Raw genomic sequence first — 17,499 nt, 5'->3', positions numbered from 1 at the left:
GCATCCAGCGCAGCCCGCCACCTAAAGCGGCGTTGCTTCGGTAATCTTGTAGGTCAGATCATCGCCATCGGCTTCGTGGATGGTGAGATAGTCGCCGAGCCGCATCATGTGCTCGCCGAGGCGATAGACCGGCTCGTCCGGACCTTCCTCTTCCTCGTCATAGCGGAAGAACCAGCGCGCCCCGCGGTGGGAGAGCCAGCCATCGGCCTTTTCGCTATCGTCAGGCGAGAAGCGATCGACGGTGCATTTTTCCTTGTTGGCGCGCCAGAGCTCGACATCGAGCTTGCCGTCCTTGTCGAGCGGCGCGATGACGACATAGCCGTGATGATCGTCGCCCTCCGGGAAACCGGCATCCGGATTGCGGCCAAGGCGCATGACAACACGAGTAAGCGACATCAAATTCTCCCAAGATTATTGTTTGTCCCTGCGATTTGTATGGGTACGGGTAGCAATGCGCAACAGAGCTCGTGCTGCGGCATGGCGGCGCAGACAACTGTGGACGAAAGCCGGCGGGCAGTGGCGAAGCCCTGGCCGGTCTGCTATTTCCGCCAACCGCCGAAAAACGAGGCCCGCGCCATGCCCGCACCATCGAGATCGAAAAAAGACGCGCCGCGCGCCTGGCAGCGCATGATTTCCGGGCGCCGGCTCGATCTGCTCGAGCCCTCGCCCTTCGATGTCGAGATCGAGGATATCGCGCATGGCCTGGCCCGGGTGGCGCGCTGGAACGGGCAGACGATGGGCGACCACGCCTTTTCCGTCGCCGAGCATTCCGTCGTCGTGCTGGACATTCTCGACCATCTCTATCCCGGCACCGAAGCCAAATGGCGCCTCGCCGCCCTGCTGCATGACAGTCCGGAATATGTGATCGGCGACATGATCAGCCCGTTCAAGGCCGCACTCGGCGTCAATTACCGCGATTTCGAGGACCGGCTCGAGGCGGCGATCCATCTGCGCTTTGGCCTGCCGCCGAAGACGCCGAAAGTGATCAAGCGCAAGATCAAGCGCTGCGACGTGATCTGCGCCTATTTCGAGGCGACCCAGATTGCCGGTTTCTCGCACGCCGAATCCGTGAAATTCTTTGGCCGTCCGCCACAAGACCTGGAGATCGCCATCAAGCCCCTGCCCGTCAAACAGGCGCAGATCCTCTTTCTCGACCGGTTCGAGACGGTGTTGTCTCAGCTCGAGACGCGCTGATGCTGCCGGCCGGACAATCCATCGTCGTCGGCCTCAATGCGGTGATCCTCGCCGCCGATACCGAACAGCCGCAAGTGCTGATCGTGCCGCATCCGGGCAGCGATGTTGCCCTGCCCTTTGGTCCGTTCAATCCGGCGGAACACCGTACCTTCGAGATCGGCCTGCGCCGCTGGGTCGACGAGCAGGCGCGCTTCCAGCTGGGTTATGTCGAGCAGCTCTACACCTTCGGTGATCGCGGCCGCGAGGCACCGGTGGCGGCGATGTCGGGCCTGGAGGATTCGCGCATCATCTCGATCGGCTATCTCGGCCTGACGCCGGTGGCGGCGCCGCCGCCCGAGGGAGGCGGGCAATGGCGCGGCTGGTATAAATTCTTCCCCTGGGAGGACTGGCGGGCTGGCCGACCGGAGATGATCGAGGCCGACATCGTACCGCGTCTGCGCGCCTGGGCCGACGAGGCCGGCGCCCCCGGCGGCCGCGCCGCCCGGCATGACCGGCTCAATCACGCCTTCGGCCTCAAGGGCGCCAGCTGGTATGAGGGCCATGTGCTCGACCGTTTCGAATTGCTCTATGAGGCCGGGCTTGTCGATGAGGCGGCCCGCGACGGCCAGATCGACCGCCCGCCATCCGGGCCGGCGCTCGGCCAGGCGATGGCCTCGGACCATCGCCGCATTCTCGCCACCGCGATCAGCCGCCTGCGCGGCAAGATCAAATACCGCCCGGTCGTGTTTGAACTGATGCCGGAACGCTTCACCCTCTCGGCGCTGCAACAGGTGGTCGAGGGCATTGTCGGCTATCGCCTGCACAAGCAGAATTTCCGCCGCGCGCTCGACCGCACCGGCTTCGTCGAGGGCACCGGCCAGATGGAAGCCAAGACCGGCGGCCGCCCGGCAGAACTCTTCCGCTATCGCCGCGAAGCCCTGGCCGGCCTGCCCGCCCTCGGGCTCGCGACGCCGCGGCTCTAGCGTGGCCATCGCCCCCGCCAGCCCGCGCCCCTTCACCTACAGCCCGCCACCACCGGGCCCGCTGCCGATCGTGCATGCCGACGAGCATATCCTGGTGCTCGACAAGCCGGCCGGGCTTTTGACCGTCGCCGGGAACACGCCGGCGCTGGCCGATTGCCTCGAGGCGCGGGTGCTGGAGCATTACCCGACGGCGACGATGATCCACCGGCTCGATATGGACACATCCGGCCTGATCGTGCTGGCGCTGAATACGCGGGCCCATGCCCATATCGGCAAGCAGTTTGAAAAGCGCCTGACGACCAAGACCTATATCGCCCTGGTGCAGGGACAGCTGACACCCGATAGCGGCCGCATCGACCAGCCGATGAAATCCGACTGGCCCAACCGGCCGAAACAGCATGTCGACCCGGTTGATGGCCGCGCGGCGATCACCGACTGGCAGGTGCTGGAGGCAATGCCGGATCGCACCCGCCTGCGTCTGACGCCGCTGACCGGACGCACCCATCAGCTCCGCGTCCACATGGCCTTTCTCGGTCACCCCATTCTGGGCGATAATCTCTACGCCCCCGCGGAGGCGCTGGCCGCCAGCCGCCGGCTTTGCCTGCATGCCGAGACGCTGGAGTTCCGCCATCCCGATGGCGGTACGCCCATGGTCTTCCACAGCCCGGCGCCCTTCTAGAGCGCCGCGCGGGCGGCATTGCAGCGCACTTAATCCTCCCGCAAGCCTCCTCGAATATAATCACCGCTTGCCAACCGGGAGATCGCCATGCGCGCGTCACATCTGATTGCATCAGGCTTCATGCTTCTGACAGCGGCCAGCGCTCCGGCCTGGGCGCTGCAACCGGTCAATCCGCAAGTCACCGATGCCGTCACCCAGGCGAATGTCGAAACGCTGGGCGATGCCCCTGCGCTCTCCGAGGGCAATCTGTTTCAGGCAACCAGCCAGGCTCTCTCCAATGCGGCGCATAGTGCGACGGGCGCGCAGGAGGAGACAAACCTCACCGCCCAGGCCGCGACGACCCAGGGCGTCACCTCGCTCTACTCAGTCGACACGGCCTCGACCGAGGCAGCGACCCGGGAAATTTTCGGCGCCACGACCGCCGAGCCGGACTAGCTTCACGCGCATCGCTCTACCGCTAATCCCTTGCTTTGTGCTCAGCGTGAGCATATAAAGGCCCTATAGATAGGCTCATTTCGAGCAAAAGGCGGTTTCAGCAAGCCGGAACCACCCTTTTTCAGGCCTATAAAATGCTCAATTCGAGCAAAAGTGAGTGACGATGGAAATTCTTGATTTCACCCAAAACCGCGAACGCCAGGACAGCCGCCGCCAGACCGGCGATGACGGTTTCAGCCCGGCGATCAGTGATCGCCCTGCCCTGCCCTATACCGATGAGGTCAAGGCGGCGACGGATCATCTCTACGAGAAGGTGAAGGACTTCATCTCGCCGCTGGAATGGCCGGCCAAGGCACCGCTGATCCATGCGATCAACCAGCTGAAAAAAGAGAAGAATGCCGTCATCCTCGCCCATAACTACATGACCGCCGACATCTTCCATTGCGTCGGCGATCTGATGGGCGACAGCCTGGCGCTGGCGCGCATGGCCGCGACCAGCGATGCCGAGATCATCGTCCAGGCCGGTGTGCATTTCATGGCCGAGACCGCCAAGATCATGGCGCCCAACAAGAAGGTCCTCATCCCCGATACCCGCGCCGGCTGTTCGCTCGCCGCCTCAATCACCGGTGAGGATGTGCGCCGGATCCGCGCCGCCTATCCGGGCGTGCCGATCGTCACCTATGTCAACACCTCCGCCGAGGTGAAGGCCGAGTGCGATATCTGCTGCACCTCCTCGAATGCCGTCCAGGTGGTCGAGAGCCTCGGCTCCGACACGGTGATCCTGCTGCCCGACGAATATCTGGCGAAGAATGTCGCGGCCCAGACCGATATCCGCATCCTCACCTGGAAGGGCTCTTGCGAAGTGCATGAGAAATTCACCGCCGAGGACGTGCAGGACCTGCGCGACGCCCATCCCGGCATCGTCATCATCACCCATCCGGAAAGCCCGCTGGAAGTCGTCCAGGCCGCCGATTTCGCCGGCTCGACCGCAGCGATGGCCGACTGGGCCAGGAAGAGCGGCGCCAGACAGGCCGTCCTCCTCACCGAATGCTCGATGTCCGACAATGTCGCCATCGACGTGCCCGAGATCGAATTCATCCGCCCGTGCAATCTCTGCCCGCACATGAAGCGGATCACGCTGGAAAACATCTATGACGCCCTGCGTCTGGAGCAGCATGAGGTGATCGTCGACGAGGAGATCGCCATCCGCGCCCGCGCCTCGGTCCAGGCCATGCTCGATCTGCCAGCGCCAAAAACCCCGGCGCATTTCGACCCGGCGAAGCAGGAAAAATTCGTCGAGATTGTCTCGGTCTAGATCATGACCCGCCCTGCTTCCCTCATCGCAATGCTGGCCGTGCTCGTCTTCGTGCCGACCTCTGCGCAGGCGCAGAACGAAAACGTCATATTCACAATGCCGAATTCCGGAACCTGCATGCCGCCAAATGACGGCCCCGGGTCAACACCTGAGGCCGCAATTCCGGTCAGCCCGGAGGCCCTCGCCGAGGATGCGGAGGGTGTTGCCGACTGGAATGAGACTTCCGCCTATGAATGCCGCTGGGTCCGCACGGCAGGCCAGTTCCGTGTGGTCAACTACTGGCATTATCGCGGGCGCCTCCACCCGGGCGGCCTGGCGACCTATGCAGATCGCTATGGCGGAATCTGGATCGAATCCTTCGCCGCGCCAGAACCGGAGCGACATTCGCTGCAGCAGCGCCCGGTCGAAGTAGTTGGGCTTTATTACGACCTGTGCCGCATGGCCGACATCGACAGCCAAGCCGCAGAGACCGACGGTGTTATTCTCCTAAATATGGGCGGGCCCTGCCACTACGGTCGATTGAACGGGTTGATGCTGGCCGATGTACGAATCGTCGAGATCCAGTCAGAGCGTCCGGAACGCTTGCGGGGTGAGACCAATCGCGCTGCATTTGGCGACCTGAATGATCTGGCCGAGGCAGATCCGGACACCGTCGAGGCCGTTCGTGCTGTGGCCGAATCCGCCGTCAACAAACTGGCTTCCAGCGAGGCGGACTATCTGGCCTGGATGGGGCGCAACGCAGACCGCATTGCCGAGGCCGCGTCCGATCCGGACGATTGGACAAGCGCGCAGGTCGGCTGGGTGCGAGGCGTGCAGCAATCCGGACACCAGATTCCGAGCGGACTCACATCCCGCCTCTTCGCTATTTCCGAACACGGCGAGTACGCCGACCCGTATTTCAGCGAATCGCTTCCGGTGAACGATGCCGTCGCGTGCTTCTGCCAGACCGCTGACTGCGTAGACGAATGGCCACTCCTCGAGTTCGACGCCAGGGAGCTGACTGATGCTGTGATGTGTTTGCGGCTGACCCGCAGAAACGGTGACTGGACCATCGCTGAATGACCCGTCCTGTCCTCATCATCGGTGCCGGCATTGCCGGCCTCTGGGCGGCGCTGAAGCTGGCGCCTCGCAAGGTCGTGCTGCTGACCGGCTCGCCCCTGGGTGAAGGCGCGGCCTCCAGCTGGGCTCAGGGCGGTGTCTCTGCCGCGCTGGCGGAGGATGACAGTCCGGGCCTGCATGCGCGCGACACGATCGAGGCCGGTGCCGGTCTGGTTGATGCCGGTGCTGCCCATGCGCTGGCCAGAGGTGCGGCACAGCAAGTGCGCGAGCTGGCAGCACTCGGTGCGCCCTTCGAGCGCGAGGGTGATGCCTGGTCGCTCTCCCGCGAAGCCGCCCATTCGCGTCACCGCGTTGCCCGGGTGACCGGCGATGGCGCCGGTGCGGCAATCATGCAAACGCTGATCGCGGCCGTGCGTGCGGCCGGGCATGTCGAGATCCACGATGGCTGGTCTGCGGCGGCGTTGATCCCCGGGGATAGGGGCGGTTGCGCCGGGGCGATGGCGCGCTCGCCGGACGGTGAGATTCACGAAGTGCTGGCCGCCGACACCATTCTCGCCATGGGCGGGGCTGGCGGCCTGTTTGCCCTGACGACAACGCCGGCCGGGGCCCAGGGCCAGGCGATGGCGATGGCGGCGCGGTTGGGTGCGACCATCCAGGACCCTGAATTCATTCAGTTTCACCCAACCGCCCTGAATGCCGGGCTCGATCCGGCGCCCTTGTGCACCGAGGCCCTGCGCGGTGAGGGCGCGACCCTGGTCGACCGCTCCGGACACCGGTTTATGAAAGCGATTCATAGGGATGCCGAGCTGGCACCGCGCGATGTCGTCGCCCGTGCGGTGCATCGTCATAACCTTGCCGGTAGACATGCGTTGCTCGACTGCAGCTCTGCCATTGGTGATGCCTTCCCTGTCCGTTTCCCTGCCGTTTTCGCCGCCTGTATGAGCGCCGGCATCGATCCGCGCATCGAACCCATCCCGGTCGCCCCGACGGCGCATTATCACATGGGCGGTGTGGCGACGGATATTGATGGACAAACCTCCATTCCCGGCCTGTGGGCGATTGGCGAATGCGCCTCGACGGGGCTGCACGGTGCCAACCGTCTGGCCTCCAATTCGCTGGCCGAAGGGCTGGTGAGCGCGGCCCGAGTCGCGAAGGTGTTGAGCGAAGCGCCCCTCCGTCCCGCTGCGCGGGCCACCTCCCCTGCAAGCCAGGGAGGACACCTGCCTCCCGCCCTGCCGCCGCTCGCCCTCACCCGGCTGCGCCAGGCGATGAGCCGCTATTGCGGGGTCGAGCGTTCGGGCGCCGGGCTGGACGAGCTCAGCGATATGATCGCGGACATGATTGAACGCCATGGCGAGGCCGATGCGCTGATCGCGGCACGCTTCATCACCGCCGGCGCCATTGCGCGCACGGAAAGCCGCGGCGGGCATTTCCGCACCGACTTCCCGCAGGCCGATGCGGTCGCGCAGCACACGCGCTTGTCGCTGGCCGATCTGGCGGGCACAAACCCGCGCGCCCTGGCCCACACTGCCCCCGCCGAATAGGACCACTCATGCCCGTTTCGCCCCTGCCCGATTTCATCGTCAAGGATGCCGTCACCCGTGCGCTGGCCGAAGACCAGGGCGGGCGCGGCGACCTCACCTCGCTGGCCTGTATCCCGGCCGGCGAAGAGGCGAAATTCTATTTCAAGGCCCGCGATACCGGCGTGTTGTGCGGTCTGCAGCCGGCGATCGAGGCGGTCTGGCAGATGGATCCCGACGCCATGATCAAATGCCATCTCTCCGATGGCGATGCGGTCAGTCCCGGCGACATCATCGCCACGGTCAATGGCCAGGCCCGCGCCCTGCTGGCAGCGGAACGCATCGCGCTCAATTTCATGGGCCGGATGAGCGGTATCGCGAGCTTCACGCGCCGCTATGTCGATGCGGTTTCCGGCACCAGGGCCCGCATCGCCCACACCCGCAAGACGACGCCGGGCCTGCGCGCCTTTGAACTCCAGGCCGTCCAGGCCGGCGGCGGTGCCATGCACCGTTACGGGCTCGATGACGCCATCCTGATCAAGGACAATCACGTCGCCGTCTGCGGCAGTGTCGGCGCCGCCGTCCGCGCTGCGCGCCAGCATGCCGGGCACATGACCCGCACCGCCGTCGAGGTCGACCGGCTGGATCAGCTCGCCGAAGCGATCGAGGCCGGGGCCGAGAGCGTATTGCTCGACAATTTCTCGCTCGACGATCTCAGGGCCGCCGTCGCGCAGGCTGGCGGCCAGGTGACGCTGGAAGCCTCCGGCGGCGTCAATCTCGACACGGTCCGCGCCATCGCCGAAACCGGCGTCGATGTCATTTCCGTCGGCGCGCTGACGCATTCGGCACCGAATTTCGACATCGGGCTTGACTGGGACTGATCCAGGCCCGACACGAGCAGTGTTCAGGGAGGAATTTCAGCATGTTCAATCACATCATGGTCGGTGCCAACGACATCGAGAAATCAAAGACATTCTATGACGCCGTGCTCGCCACGCTGGGCGCAGGCGAGCCCGTCCGCAATGTCGCCGCGAGCGGCCATGTGCGGTATTTCTACCGCCATGACGGCCAGACTTTCGGCATCACCGAGCCGATCAATGACGAACCCGCGACCTTCGCCAATGGCGCCACCCTCGGCTTCAAGTGCAGCTCGCCCGAACAGGTGAAGACCTTCCACGATGTCGGCGTCGCCCATGGCGGCACCTCGATCGAGGACGCACCCGGCCCGCGCACCGGCGCCATGGGCACGATGCACCTGTCCTATGTCCGCGATCCGGACGGCAACAAGCTGTGTGCGCTTTACCGGGAGAAATAGGCTGAAGGCGGCTGGCGGGGAAGCGGGCATTGCGCGACCTTGCGCCCCCGTTGGCCTCGGAACCTTCCAGTCTCGGCTCTGGCCCCGTGCGGCCCACAGCTCTCCCTGAAAACCATGCCGAGATCCGGCCAGACTGGAACTGTCTAGTCAAGGGCGCGAAGCGCCGCTACGCGGTCATGACCCTTGACTAGACAGTTCCAGTCTGGCGCCCTGCTTGGCAAGGGTTTCAGGGATGCCCCTGCCCGCGCGGCGGGGCAGTTTCGACGACCGGTCATGTCGTGCTATTCTGTCCACACAGTGAGCCCGGATCACCGTTATGAAGCCCACATCCCTCAGCCTCGATGACACGACCTGCGAAAAGCTCGACGCTCTGGCCCAGAGCCAGGGGCGTTCGCGCTCTCGGCTCGTCAGGGATGCCATCGATCAATATCTCGAGAACGACGCCTGGATCACCGCTGCAATCGAGGTCGGGATTGCCGATGCGGATGCCGGCAATCTGATCCCGCATGAGGAGGTGATGGCAGAGCTTTATGCCCTGAACGATTCAGCCCGGCGTGCATCAACGCCTGGCTAATCGGGGCACGCCTGCCGCTCTGAGGACAGAGGCCGCTAGCCCCTACTTCCCCAGTGCCACTTCGCCCGCCTCGCCCTTGGCCGCGATCTCTTCCGGCGTCAGGCCGCACAGCTCATGCGGGAAGACGAGCCAGTCATCGGTCTCGTGCAGGTAATAGTCCGGCGTCAGCTCGGTCTTGTTGCGGACCGGTTTGAAATAGACCGTGGCGATGCGGGCATCGGCGGGGAAGTTGCGGCGGCACTTGGCGCGCAGCACCTTGAGCAGCGCCTCGATCGAGCGGCCCGAATCGAACACATCATCGACGATCAGCAAGCGGTCATCGGCATTGAGCGTGTCGACCAGATACCCCTCGCCAAACACCCTCACCTCGGCCTGCTGGCCGATGCCGGTATAGGAGGCGGTGCGAATGGCGATATGGTCGGTGTCGAGGCCGCGATACTCAAGATATTCCTGCACCGCAATCCCCACCGGCGCACCGCCGCGCCAGACGCCGACAATATGGGTGGGCCGAAAACCGCTATCGAACACCTGCCGCGCGAGGCGGAAACTGTCGGTGAGCAGATCGTCGGCGGTCAGGAGTGTCTTGATGATGGCCATGCGCGAATGCTGGCGTGATTGCGGGGGAAGCTCAAGGGGGGATGCGCCGGTGACAGCTGACGGCTCGCCAAAACCGTAATGGGCGTTGATTATACCCGCCACAGTTTCAGGAGCCCACGCCATGCACAAATCCCACACCTGCCCGAAGGGCCGCGTCGTCCAGCACTGGATCGACAGCCAGGCCGTCGCCAACAACATGCTCGGCGATCCGGCGCGGCGGCGGGTCGATGTCTATATCCCGGCGGGACATAACGGCTCCGGACTGCCCTTGCTGGTCGATATTGTCGGATTTACCGGCGGCGGGCCGGGGCATACGAACTGGAAGAATTTCGGCGAGAATGTCCCCGAGCGTGCTGACCGGCTGATCGCCTCGGGCGAGATGGCGCCCTGCATCATCGCCTTCCCCGATTGCTTCACCCGGCTGGGCGGCAATCAATATGTGAACTCGATCGCGATGGGCAATTGGGCGGATTTTCTGACGACGGAATTGCTCGATTTCGTCGAGGGGACATATGGCTGCGGCGGCGCCGGCAAGCGCGGCATTTTCGGCAAGAGCTCGGGCGGTTACGGCGCCATGATGCATGCGCTGATGCATCCCGATATCTGGTCGGCGGCGGCGTGCCATTCCGGCGATATGGGCTTTGACCTGATGTTCGCCTCGGACTTCGCCTTCACCCTGCGCCGGATCGCCAGGCATGGCGGCACGATCGAGCGTTTCATGGCGGCCTTCGAGGCCAATCCCAAGCCGGCCGGCGACGATATCCACGCCCTGATGATCCTGGCGATGGCGGCGAGCTATGACCCCGACCCCGAGGCCTATCTCGGCATCCGCCTGCCGGTGACGATGGATACTTGCGAGATGGACCCCGTGGCCTGGAAGCGGTGGAAGAAATCGGATCCGCTTGAGCTCGTCGAGACCCGCAGCGAGGGCCTCAAGTCGATGAAGGCGCTGTTTATCGATTGCGGCGATGTCGACCAGTACAACCTGCTCTATGGCGCCCGCCGCATGCACAAGCGGCTGACCGCGCTCGGCGTCGACCATATCTACCAGGAATTCCCCGATGATCACTCATCGGTTGATTACCGCATGGATGTCTCGCTGCCGATCCTGGCGAAAGCGCTCGCCGGCTAGGTGCGCACCAGTCTCTCGCGGCTACCGCCCGTCATCGAACGCCAGGCCGAACCGAAACTGGTGGCGAAGACCACGATCAGGGCGCGGGCGAGAATGGTGAAGAAGAGCAGCAGGATCTTGTCGTCGGAGACAGCGAAACGCACGCCCGACTGCCAGCGTCCGCCAATTGGCAGATGCGCCAGCTGGTCCTCGAACCAGTCGGCGACATTGAGCATGTAGTGCAGCCCGTCGCCCCAGAACAGCGCCACGGCAGAGACCATCAGGATGGCGATTACGAAGGCCAGGAAGAGGGTGGCGATGGTCGAGCCGATCTGGGCGATGATCCCGTCCTCGACGACCTTGACCTTCGGCTGCGGCATCACGGCGGTGAACGCCTTGCCGAGCAGGGCCAGCAGCACGCGGGCGATAATGGTGAAGATCAGCAGCACCAGCTTGTCATCGCTGGCATAGATGCGGACGAGATTATTGATCCGTTCCGGCAGCGGGATCGCCGCGACGGCATCCTCGAGCATGTCGGCCCCGTCCTGCACCCAGGAGAACCATTGCGGCAGGTAGTACCAGAGCGCGGCCAGCATGATCATGGCCAGGATCATCGACACGAAGAGTGTCGCCGAGATTTTCCACAAACGCATCGCCAGCATCGTCAATTCCCCCCGGGACCGCGCCTTTTGCGGGTCCAGCCATCATCACTCTAGGCTGCGATTGCGGCAAGGTCTTGGCAAGACACGCCTGAGGGGAATTTCGCACGAAAAGGGGCAGCACCGGTGGTGCCGCCCCCAATCGGCCTGTCAGCGGCTCGCCTATTCGGCGGCCAGGATCTCGACCGTGATCGCGCTGCCATCATCGCTCCAGCCGGTCGTCGTCCAGCTTTCGCCAATGGCGAGGTCGGGATTCCACGGGCCGCAGTTTTCCTGCGTGCCCGCTTCGGTCTCGACCGAAATGCACAATTGCTCATCCAGTGACCAGCTGCCGGCGACGCCGCGCGTGTCGGAATAGGCCCCGCCCTCGGCGAAGGTGGCGTCGAAACTGCTTTCGCCGCCGGTGACGCGGACAATTTGCCCGACGGCATTACCCATATCGCCATCGGCCCAGGCCGCAGCGGACAGTGCCAGCAGAGCAGAGCCGGCCATCATCAAAGTTTTCATCGGATTCCCCGTTTCATGATCCCTTGCGGATCGGCGCCCCCAGCGCAATCCGAGACTAGGGAATTCGCGCGGGAAGGGAAACAGAAATCGGGACTGGCCGGCGAACCGGCGCCGGATCAATCGATATCTTCGAGCGCCACGGCCGCTGTTCCATCGGGAACCTCGACAATCTGGACCCAGTATTCGCCGATCGAATTGACCACCCGCATCAGCCGGTCGAGCGAAACCGGCTTGACGATATAGGAGGAGGCGCCGAGCCCGTAGCTGGACAGGATATCGTCCTCATCCTTCGAGGTCGTCAGCACGATGACCGGGATATGCCGCAATGCGGCGCTGGCCTTGATTTCCTCAAGCGCCTCGCGGCCATCCTTCAGCGGCATGTTGAGATCGAGCAGGATGATCCCCGGCAACGGCTCGTCCTTGAGCGCGGCATAGGGGCCCTTGCGGTTGAGGAAATCGAGCAGCTGCTCGCCATTCTCGAGAAATTCGACCGGATTGCGCAGCCGGACTTCCTCGCAGGCTTCCTGGAACAGCATGCGATCATCGGGATCGTCATCCACCATCAGGAATGTGAACAGGCGGTCGGGATTGCTCATCTTGAAAAGCCTCTTCGCGGCCGCCGCGCGATCGCGGCTGATCCTGAAGGCAGTTTCTCGCGTCACAGGAGCAAGATCAAGGCGAATACCGCCTGCAAACCAGCGAGGGCTGTGCGCCGGGCACGGAAACAGGCGGCGCAGGGGGCCGCCATTGGCGGTTGCCGGCTACCCGCTCACGGCCCGCACCAGCGCCCTGCCCCGCGACATGGCTGCGCAAACGCCACCATACCGCCCCGAAGACCCGGGTATAAGTCGCTAGTTTACAACTACTTTTCAGGGATTCCCCCCTCAATCTCTCTCACCTCATCGGGCGCGCAAGGACGCCGCGCCCGGCCGATCCGCTCCGGGCAAGCGCCGCGCGGCCGGCGAGAGACAGGCACGGGCATCACAACTGCAAATTGTTGCGATGGGCCCGGGCGAATGGCACCGGACCGGGCCGGATTCGCGCCGGATCAGGCCGTGGCGGAGCTAGCGGTCGACGGTCTGGCGAATCGGCAGGATGATGGTGAAAACGGCCCCGGAATCCGGTTCGGCCCAGGCGGTTAGAATGCCGGAATGGTGTTCGACGATCTTGCGGCAGGTCGCCAGGCCGACACCGGTACCGTCATACTCCTCACGGCCATGCAGCCGCTCGAACATGCCGAATATCCGCTCCGCATGGCGGGCCTCGAAGCCGATGCCGTTATCGGTCACAGAAATGCGCGCGACGGCCCCGCCCTCGCCAACCTCGACCGCGCCCTCGACCAGGATGGAGGGGTCGACTCCGAGCCGGTGGAATTTCATCGAATTGGACAGCAGGTTGAGGAATAGCTGATGCATCTGGCCCTGGTCGGCCTCGATCGCCGGCAGGGTTCCGACACGCACACTGGCCCCCTCGGCGACGATCCTCGGCTCCAGGTCCGAGAGGACATCGGCCAGCACCCGCGTCAGGTCGACCGGCTCGAAGGCAGTGGATTTGGAATTGACCCGGGAATACCCCAGCAGGTCATCGATCAGCCGCCGCATGCGCGACGCCGCATCGACCATGCGGTCGAGATAATGCTGCCCGGTCTCGTCGAGCGCATCATGATATTTCCGGTGCAGGCGCTCGCCGAAGGCCTGGATCTTGCGCAAGGGCTCCTGCAGGTCATGAGAGGCCGCATAGGCGAACTCCTGCAATTCGGCGTTCGAGCGCTTCAATTCCTGCGCATAGCGCAACAGCGCCAGCTCGTCGCGCCTGCGGCGGGTGATGTCACGGATGGTGACCACACTGCCCGCTGACGGATTGCCGGCCTCAAGCCAGGACTTGGAGAACTCGACCGGAACACAAACCCCGGCCTTGGTCCAGAAGAACTCCTCGGCGCCCTCATCGGAAACTTCCTCGCCATTGACGATCGGGCACTCATGCTCGGGATAGGGGGTGCCATCGCGTCGGGAATGATGGACAAGTGCGTGAATTGACTGGCCGATCAGTTCATCCTCGCCATAGCCCAGCATTTCGCAAGCACGCGGATTGACGAAAGTGACGATGCCGGCCTGGTCAACACCGTATATCCCCTCGGCAACGGTCATCAGGATGCGGCGGAATCTCTGGGTCGCCTCGAGGGTCTGGCGGGTACGCCGGCGGCTGACGGAGCGATGGATGTTGAACATGACCGCAATCGCGATGAAACACAGCGCCATCGCGACGGCGAAGACCCGCATCACCGCGCGGGCCCGGTTGACCCCGGCCAGCGCCTCGTCGACGTCGATCTCGGTGATCGCACCGATTTCGCGCACCGGGTCCCAGGCCCAGGCTCCCATCACCCGCACCCCGCGGGCATCGCGGTATCCGGTCAGGTTCGCGCCACGTGCGCCATCGGTCACCGCCTGCGCCGCGGCCGTCAACGGCCAGGACGAATAGGGCTCGGATGGCGCGGCGCCGCGCGTCAGGTTTACGCCGGGATTACGGATCTCCAGATGCAGCATCGACGGATGCCCCTGGGCGAGCAGCCCTGCGGTGCGGTAATCGGATGCATAGCGGGTTTCGCTGATGAGACGGCCGTTACGGTCAACGGCATAGGTCTCGCCCGACATGCCGATCCGCCCGACCCGGAAGGTCGAGGAGTATTCCGCCAGCGGGTCAATCCGAAGTGCGAAATAACCCCGCACGACATCGTCGACAGTGATCGCCGCTATGGCGTACATCACGACCTCTTCATCCAGCCCCGCCCATTCAGGGTCGCCCGCCAGCGCCGGGGTATCGACGATTTGCGGTCGCGTGAGGATGGCCCGGCCGCGTTGCAGCCGCTCGATATCGACCAAACCGAGAGTCGCCGAGGGCCGGCCAAGGTCGGAATTGCGCAAGGAGGCAAGATTGACCCCATTGGCCCCCATCACGAAGAAGCCACGATACCCGTATTCTGTCAGCCACGGCCCCAGCGTGGCGCGCAATTCCGACTGGGCGGGCGCGGCTGCCAATGAGGATTCAACCGGGGTTTCGAGCAATTCCTCCAGCGCATCGCGGACCAGTTCGCTATTCGCCCAGACGGCGGCATTGCGTTCCTGGTGACCGGCCCATTCCTCGAAACGCTGCATGGTGCTGGCCAGAATCGCCTGCAGGGTCGCACCATTGGTCTCGCGTGCCGACGCCACCAGCGCCCGGTCCCCCGCCATCACCGCCAGGAAGACAATCAGGATAAAGGTCAACGCCAGCACGCCCGGCAGGACCAGGCCAAACCAGCCATCGGCCTCGAGCGCCCGCTGCCAGGCCGGGATCGCGTCCGGCGTACCGGTCGCCTGATCCCGCGATGACATATCCTCGGCGTCAGCTTTCATTCAATCCGATCCCCGGCGCGGAAAACTCGTCTATATCCTGCGGAAACGGCTGCCGGACCGTCGCCTTCCCTGCCAGCCTAGCTGATTTTCCGCGGCCAGGGGCAGTTTACACTCACCAGTGCGGGACTCTTGCCGCGCCATCATAGATTTCCGCAATCCGCCGGCGGGTCCCGCCGGCTGTCCCGGCCGGCAAATCCGATGGCAAAAACCAGTCCACACACTCGATCTCGCCCGCGCTTTGCGTCGCACAATCCACCCAGCCGGTGGCGCGATACAAAAGTACATGATCACCGCGGAAAGCCGAATGATTGGCATATATCCCCAGCAGTTCCGGGTCGCAGGTCAGACGCACACCGGCCTCCTCGGCCAGTTCGCGCGCCACTGCAAACGGCGCGGTCTCACCAGCTTCCACCCCGCCGCCGGGCAAATGCCAGCCATCGATATAGGTGTGACGCACCAGGGCGATGGCCCCGTCGGGCCGTTCGGCAATGGCGCGCACACCCAGCGTTGCACCGCGCGTCAGGCGCCAGAATGCCTGCATGCAGGGCCGTGCGAACGGCTCGATACGCGCCCGCCAGCTCATACCGAATCCGGCGCTGGCCACCCGGCCAGCGGCACGCTATGTACGGTCATTGACCATGCTTGTCTGGAGACGTTTTCCATGTATGCCCTGATCGCTGTTGGCCTCGTCGTGGCCGTGTTCGCCTTGCTCAATCTTATCGAATATCGCCGCCTCGACTAAGTCCTGATCCGCAGCGCCCGGTAGATTCATGCACGCTATCCAATACGTCCCGCTAATCCTGGCGGGAATCGTTCTTCTGCTGTTCGGCGGCGACTTCCTCGTGCGCGGCGGGGCAGCATTGGCGCGCCTGTGGCGGCTGCCGAACCTTCTCGTCGGGCTGACCATTGTCGCCTTCGGCACTTCGGCCCCGGAACTCGTGGTCAGCGTCCAGTCGGCGCTGACCGGCGCGCCGGGCCTGGCGGTCGGCAATATCGTCGGCTCCAACATCGCCAATTTCCTGCTCGTACTCGGCCTGCCGGCCCTGTTTGGCACCATACACACCACAACGCCCGGCCTGCGCCGCAACGCACTGTTCGCGCTCGCCGCCGCGGTCGTGCTGATCGTGTTCGGCTGGGACCGCCAGGTCTCGATGCAGGAAAGCGCGATCCTGATGGCCGCGATCATCGGCTATGTCGCGCTGCTCGGGCTTCAGGCCCGCAAGAAGAGCGATGACCCGACCCTGGCCGAATTGACCGATATCGAACATATGGACGGGCTTCCCAAGACCCTGCCCTCAATTCTGCTCGCCCTGGCCGGGGGGTTGATCGCCCTGCCTGTCGGCGCCCAGATGATTGTCACAGGCGGGATCGCCGCGGCCAGCGACCTGAACGTCGAACCGGCCCTGATCGGACTGACCGCCGTTGCGCTGGGAACCTCGCTGCCGGAACTGGCGACCGTCGTGATGGCCTCGGTGCGGCGCCAGGCCGATCTCGCGATCGGCAATGTGCTTGGATCGAATATTTTCAACGTCTTCGCCGTCGGCGGCGCCACCGGTCTGGCCGCCGGCCTGACCGGGAATACACTGCCAATCGACGAGAATTTCTTCGCGCTCGACTTCTGGGTGATGCTCGGTGCCAGCCTGGTAATTGCCGCCCTCGTCCTGCTGCAACGCCCGATCACCCGTCTGATCGGGGCCGGGCTCTGTATCGGCTATTTCGGCTATATCGCGGTGCTGGCCCGTTCGGCCATGGCCTGACCGTGTGCGCGCACCTGCTTGATCGCGCCCGGATCATGACCTATCCAACCGCACACTTCTGCTGAGCAAGGCGCCGGATATCCATGATCGAAATCGAAGTCGTCGGCCTGCAGATGGACGCTGCGCTCGGAATCCACAGCTTCGAACAGGATAGCCGTCAGCAAATCCGCATCGATGTCAGGATTGCCCTCGCCAGCATGCCACAGCGTGATTCGATCACCGAGACGGCCAGCTATGACGATATCGCCGACATCGCCCGCCAGGTCGTCGATGCGCGGCATTACAATCTGGCCGAAACGCTGTGCGTCACGATCGCCGAAGGGCTCAAGGCACTCGACCATGTCGAACAGGTCACCGTGGCCGTGACCAAATCACCGCGCACCGTTGCCTGTGACGCGGTCGTCGCCCGAGTCACGCTCTAGC

At 64.3% G+C, this 17,499-nt stretch carries 21 protein-coding genes; 13 read left to right on the top strand and 8 right to left on the bottom strand.

What is annotated here, in order from left to right; all coding sequences use genetic code 11:
* Positions 1-21: 21 nt before the first annotated feature.
* Entirely contained in the window at positions 22-396 is a 375-nt protein-coding gene (locus tag ACN0YL_RS02070) for a hypothetical protein (RefSeq protein WP_417490788.1), read from the bottom strand.
* Positions 397-576: 180 nt separating this feature from the next.
* Between ACN0YL_RS02070 and ACN0YL_RS02065 the strand changes: the two genes are divergently transcribed.
* From ACN0YL_RS02065 to ACN0YL_RS02020, 10 genes are all read left to right on the top strand, one after another.
* Complete coding sequence (locus ACN0YL_RS02065) at positions 577-1,194, top strand: hydrolase (protein WP_417490852.1); 618 nt, start codon at positions 577-579, stop codon at positions 1,192-1,194.
* Positions 1,194-2,156 carry an NUDIX hydrolase gene (locus tag ACN0YL_RS02060; RefSeq protein WP_417496852.1) on the top strand — a complete coding sequence of 321 codons (963 nt, stop codon included), beginning with the start codon at positions 1,194-1,196 and terminating at the stop codon, positions 2,154-2,156. Before ACN0YL_RS02065 ends, ACN0YL_RS02060 begins: the two co-directional genes overlap by 1 nt.
* A 1-nt stretch (position 2,157) precedes the next feature.
* The gene (locus ACN0YL_RS02055) at positions 2,158-2,835 is read left to right on the top strand and encodes an RluA family pseudouridine synthase (protein ID WP_417496851.1); all 678 of its coding nucleotides are present in this window, start codon (positions 2,158-2,160) and stop codon (positions 2,833-2,835) included.
* 120 nt (positions 2,836-2,955) lie between these two features.
* Positions 2,956-3,270 carry a RebB family R body protein gene (locus ACN0YL_RS02050; RefSeq protein ID WP_417497051.1) on the top strand — a complete coding sequence of 105 codons (315 nt, stop codon included), beginning with the start codon at positions 2,956-2,958 and terminating at the stop codon, positions 3,268-3,270.
* A 163-nt stretch (positions 3,271-3,433) separates the two neighbouring features.
* Entirely contained in the window at positions 3,434-4,585 is a 1,152-nt protein-coding gene (gene nadA, locus ACN0YL_RS02045; protein ID WP_417496850.1) for a quinolinate synthase NadA, read from the top strand.
* Between the two features lie 3 nt (positions 4,586-4,588).
* Positions 4,589-5,647 (top strand): hypothetical protein, encoded by a 1,059-nt coding sequence (locus ACN0YL_RS02040; protein ID WP_417496849.1) that lies wholly within the window; start codon positions 4,589-4,591, stop codon positions 5,645-5,647.
* Complete coding sequence (locus ACN0YL_RS02035; RefSeq protein WP_417496848.1) at positions 5,644-7,188, top strand: L-aspartate oxidase; 1,545 nt, start codon at positions 5,644-5,646, stop codon at positions 7,186-7,188. The genes ACN0YL_RS02040 and ACN0YL_RS02035 overlap by 4 nt, the downstream gene beginning before the upstream one ends.
* 8 nt (positions 7,189-7,196) lie before the next feature.
* On the top strand, positions 7,197-8,045 hold the full coding sequence (gene nadC / locus ACN0YL_RS02030; protein ID WP_417496847.1) for a carboxylating nicotinate-nucleotide diphosphorylase: 849 nt from the start codon (positions 7,197-7,199) through the stop codon (positions 8,043-8,045).
* Between the two features lie 41 nt (positions 8,046-8,086).
* Positions 8,087-8,479: a VOC family protein gene (locus ACN0YL_RS02025; protein ID WP_417496846.1), complete on the top strand. Its 393-nt coding sequence runs from the start codon at positions 8,087-8,089 to the stop codon at positions 8,477-8,479.
* Between the two features lie 316 nt (positions 8,480-8,795).
* The gene (locus ACN0YL_RS02020) at positions 8,796-9,053 is read left to right on the top strand and encodes a CopG family ribbon-helix-helix protein (protein ID WP_417496845.1); all 258 of its coding nucleotides are present in this window, start codon (positions 8,796-8,798) and stop codon (positions 9,051-9,053) included.
* A 42-nt stretch (positions 9,054-9,095) separates the two neighbouring features.
* Here the strand turns inward: ACN0YL_RS02020 and ACN0YL_RS02015 are convergent, their stop codons facing one another.
* Positions 9,096-9,650: a phosphoribosyltransferase gene (locus ACN0YL_RS02015; protein ID WP_417496844.1), complete on the bottom strand. Its 555-nt coding sequence runs from the start codon at positions 9,648-9,650 to the stop codon at positions 9,096-9,098.
* A gap of 121 nt (positions 9,651-9,771) precedes the next feature.
* On the opposite strand from ACN0YL_RS02015, the gene ACN0YL_RS02010 reads away from it, so the two are divergent.
* Positions 9,772-10,782 carry an alpha/beta hydrolase gene (locus ACN0YL_RS02010; RefSeq protein ID WP_417496843.1) on the top strand — a complete coding sequence of 337 codons (1,011 nt, stop codon included), beginning with the start codon at positions 9,772-9,774 and terminating at the stop codon, positions 10,780-10,782.
* Here the strand turns inward: ACN0YL_RS02010 and ACN0YL_RS02005 are convergent.
* The 6 genes from ACN0YL_RS02005 to ACN0YL_RS01980 form a co-directional block, all read right to left on the bottom strand.
* Positions 10,779-11,414, bottom strand: a complete 636-nt coding sequence (locus tag ACN0YL_RS02005; protein ID WP_417496842.1) for a hypothetical protein — start codon at positions 11,412-11,414, stop codon at positions 10,779-10,781. The genes ACN0YL_RS02010 and ACN0YL_RS02005 overlap by 4 nt on opposite strands.
* Before the next feature lie 168 nt (positions 11,415-11,582).
* On the bottom strand, positions 11,583-11,927 hold the full coding sequence (locus ACN0YL_RS02000) for a hypothetical protein (RefSeq protein ID WP_417496841.1): 345 nt from the start codon (positions 11,925-11,927) through the stop codon (positions 11,583-11,585).
* A 116-nt stretch (positions 11,928-12,043) separates the two neighbouring features.
* A complete protein-coding gene (locus ACN0YL_RS01995; protein WP_417468752.1) occupies positions 12,044-12,523 on the bottom strand; it encodes a response regulator in 480 nt (159 codons plus the stop codon).
* Between the two features lie 468 nt (positions 12,524-12,991).
* Positions 12,992-15,319, bottom strand: coding sequence for an ATP-binding protein (locus tag ACN0YL_RS01990; protein WP_417496840.1), 2,328 nt, complete (start codon positions 15,317-15,319; stop codon positions 12,992-12,994).
* Positions 15,320-15,431: 112 nt separating this feature from the next.
* A complete protein-coding gene (locus ACN0YL_RS01985; RefSeq protein ID WP_417490775.1) occupies positions 15,432-15,902 on the bottom strand; it encodes an NUDIX domain-containing protein in 471 nt (156 codons plus the stop codon).
* Between the two features lie 36 nt (positions 15,903-15,938).
* Entirely contained in the window at positions 15,939-16,091 is a 153-nt protein-coding gene (locus tag ACN0YL_RS01980) for a hypothetical protein (protein ID WP_417490774.1), read from the bottom strand.
* Between ACN0YL_RS01980 and ACN0YL_RS01975 the strand changes: the two genes are divergently transcribed.
* Positions 16,090-17,076, top strand: coding sequence for a calcium/sodium antiporter (locus ACN0YL_RS01975; RefSeq protein ID WP_417490773.1), 987 nt, complete (start codon positions 16,090-16,092; stop codon positions 17,074-17,076). The two genes, ACN0YL_RS01980 and ACN0YL_RS01975, sit on opposite strands and share 2 nt — an antisense overlap.
* 83 nt (positions 17,077-17,159) lie before the next feature.
* Positions 17,160-17,498 (top strand): dihydroneopterin aldolase, encoded by a 339-nt coding sequence (locus ACN0YL_RS01970; protein WP_417490772.1) that lies wholly within the window; start codon positions 17,160-17,162, stop codon positions 17,496-17,498.
* Position 17,499 lies beyond the last annotated feature (1 nt).

The sequence above is a fragment of the Maricaulis sp. genome, from assembly GCF_048269565.1.
GTDB lineage: Bacteria > Pseudomonadota > Alphaproteobacteria > Caulobacterales > Maricaulaceae > Maricaulis.
The sequence above is the reverse complement of the archived record's forward strand: the minus strand, read 5'-3'. Positions and strand labels throughout refer to the sequence as shown.

What these genes read in the sequence shown, in the direction of transcription:
- nadC (WP_417496847.1), top strand. Translation starts at nt 7,197, where the DNA reads ATGCCCGTTTCGCCCCTGCCCGATTTCATCGTCAAGGATGCCGTCACC.
- ACN0YL_RS01980 (WP_417490774.1), bottom strand. Translation starts at nt 16,091, where the DNA reads ATGAATCTACCGGGCGCTGCGGATCAGGACTTAGTCGAGGCGGCGATA.
- ACN0YL_RS01995 (WP_417468752.1), bottom strand. Translation starts at nt 12,523, where the DNA reads ATGAGCAATCCCGACCGCCTGTTCACATTCCTGATGGTGGATGACGAT.
- ACN0YL_RS02050 (WP_417497051.1), top strand. Translation starts at nt 2,956, where the DNA reads ATGCTTCTGACAGCGGCCAGCGCTCCGGCCTGGGCGCTGCAACCGGTC.
- ACN0YL_RS02040 (WP_417496849.1), top strand. Translation starts at nt 4,589, where the DNA reads ATGACCCGCCCTGCTTCCCTCATCGCAATGCTGGCCGTGCTCGTCTTC.
- ACN0YL_RS02005 (WP_417496842.1), bottom strand. Translation starts at nt 11,414, where the DNA reads ATGCGTTTGTGGAAAATCTCGGCGACACTCTTCGTGTCGATGATCCTG.
- ACN0YL_RS02025 (WP_417496846.1), top strand. Translation starts at nt 8,087, where the DNA reads ATGTTCAATCACATCATGGTCGGTGCCAACGACATCGAGAAATCAAAG.
- ACN0YL_RS02060 (WP_417496852.1), top strand. Translation starts at nt 1,194, where the DNA reads ATGCTGCCGGCCGGACAATCCATCGTCGTCGGCCTCAATGCGGTGATC.
- ACN0YL_RS02020 (WP_417496845.1), top strand. Translation starts at nt 8,796, where the DNA reads ATGAAGCCCACATCCCTCAGCCTCGATGACACGACCTGCGAAAAGCTC.
- ACN0YL_RS01990 (WP_417496840.1), bottom strand. Translation starts at nt 15,319, where the DNA reads ATGAAAGCTGACGCCGAGGATATGTCATCGCGGGATCAGGCGACCGGT.
- ACN0YL_RS02035 (WP_417496848.1), top strand. Translation starts at nt 5,644, where the DNA reads ATGACCCGTCCTGTCCTCATCATCGGTGCCGGCATTGCCGGCCTCTGG.
- ACN0YL_RS02010 (WP_417496843.1), top strand. Translation starts at nt 9,772, where the DNA reads ATGCACAAATCCCACACCTGCCCGAAGGGCCGCGTCGTCCAGCACTGG.
- ACN0YL_RS02070 (WP_417490788.1), bottom strand. Translation starts at nt 396, where the DNA reads ATGTCGCTTACTCGTGTTGTCATGCGCCTTGGCCGCAATCCGGATGCC.
- ACN0YL_RS02000 (WP_417496841.1), bottom strand. Translation starts at nt 11,927, where the DNA reads ATGAAAACTTTGATGATGGCCGGCTCTGCTCTGCTGGCACTGTCCGCT.
- nadA (WP_417496850.1), top strand. Translation starts at nt 3,434, where the DNA reads ATGGAAATTCTTGATTTCACCCAAAACCGCGAACGCCAGGACAGCCGC.
- ACN0YL_RS01970 (WP_417490772.1), top strand. Translation starts at nt 17,160, where the DNA reads ATGATCGAAATCGAAGTCGTCGGCCTGCAGATGGACGCTGCGCTCGGA.
- ACN0YL_RS01985 (WP_417490775.1), bottom strand. Translation starts at nt 15,902, where the DNA reads ATGAGCTGGCGGGCGCGTATCGAGCCGTTCGCACGGCCCTGCATGCAG.
- ACN0YL_RS02015 (WP_417496844.1), bottom strand. Translation starts at nt 9,650, where the DNA reads ATGGCCATCATCAAGACACTCCTGACCGCCGACGATCTGCTCACCGAC.
- ACN0YL_RS01975 (WP_417490773.1), top strand. Translation starts at nt 16,090, where the DNA reads ATGCACGCTATCCAATACGTCCCGCTAATCCTGGCGGGAATCGTTCTT.
- ACN0YL_RS02065 (WP_417490852.1), top strand. Translation starts at nt 577, where the DNA reads ATGCCCGCACCATCGAGATCGAAAAAAGACGCGCCGCGCGCCTGGCAG.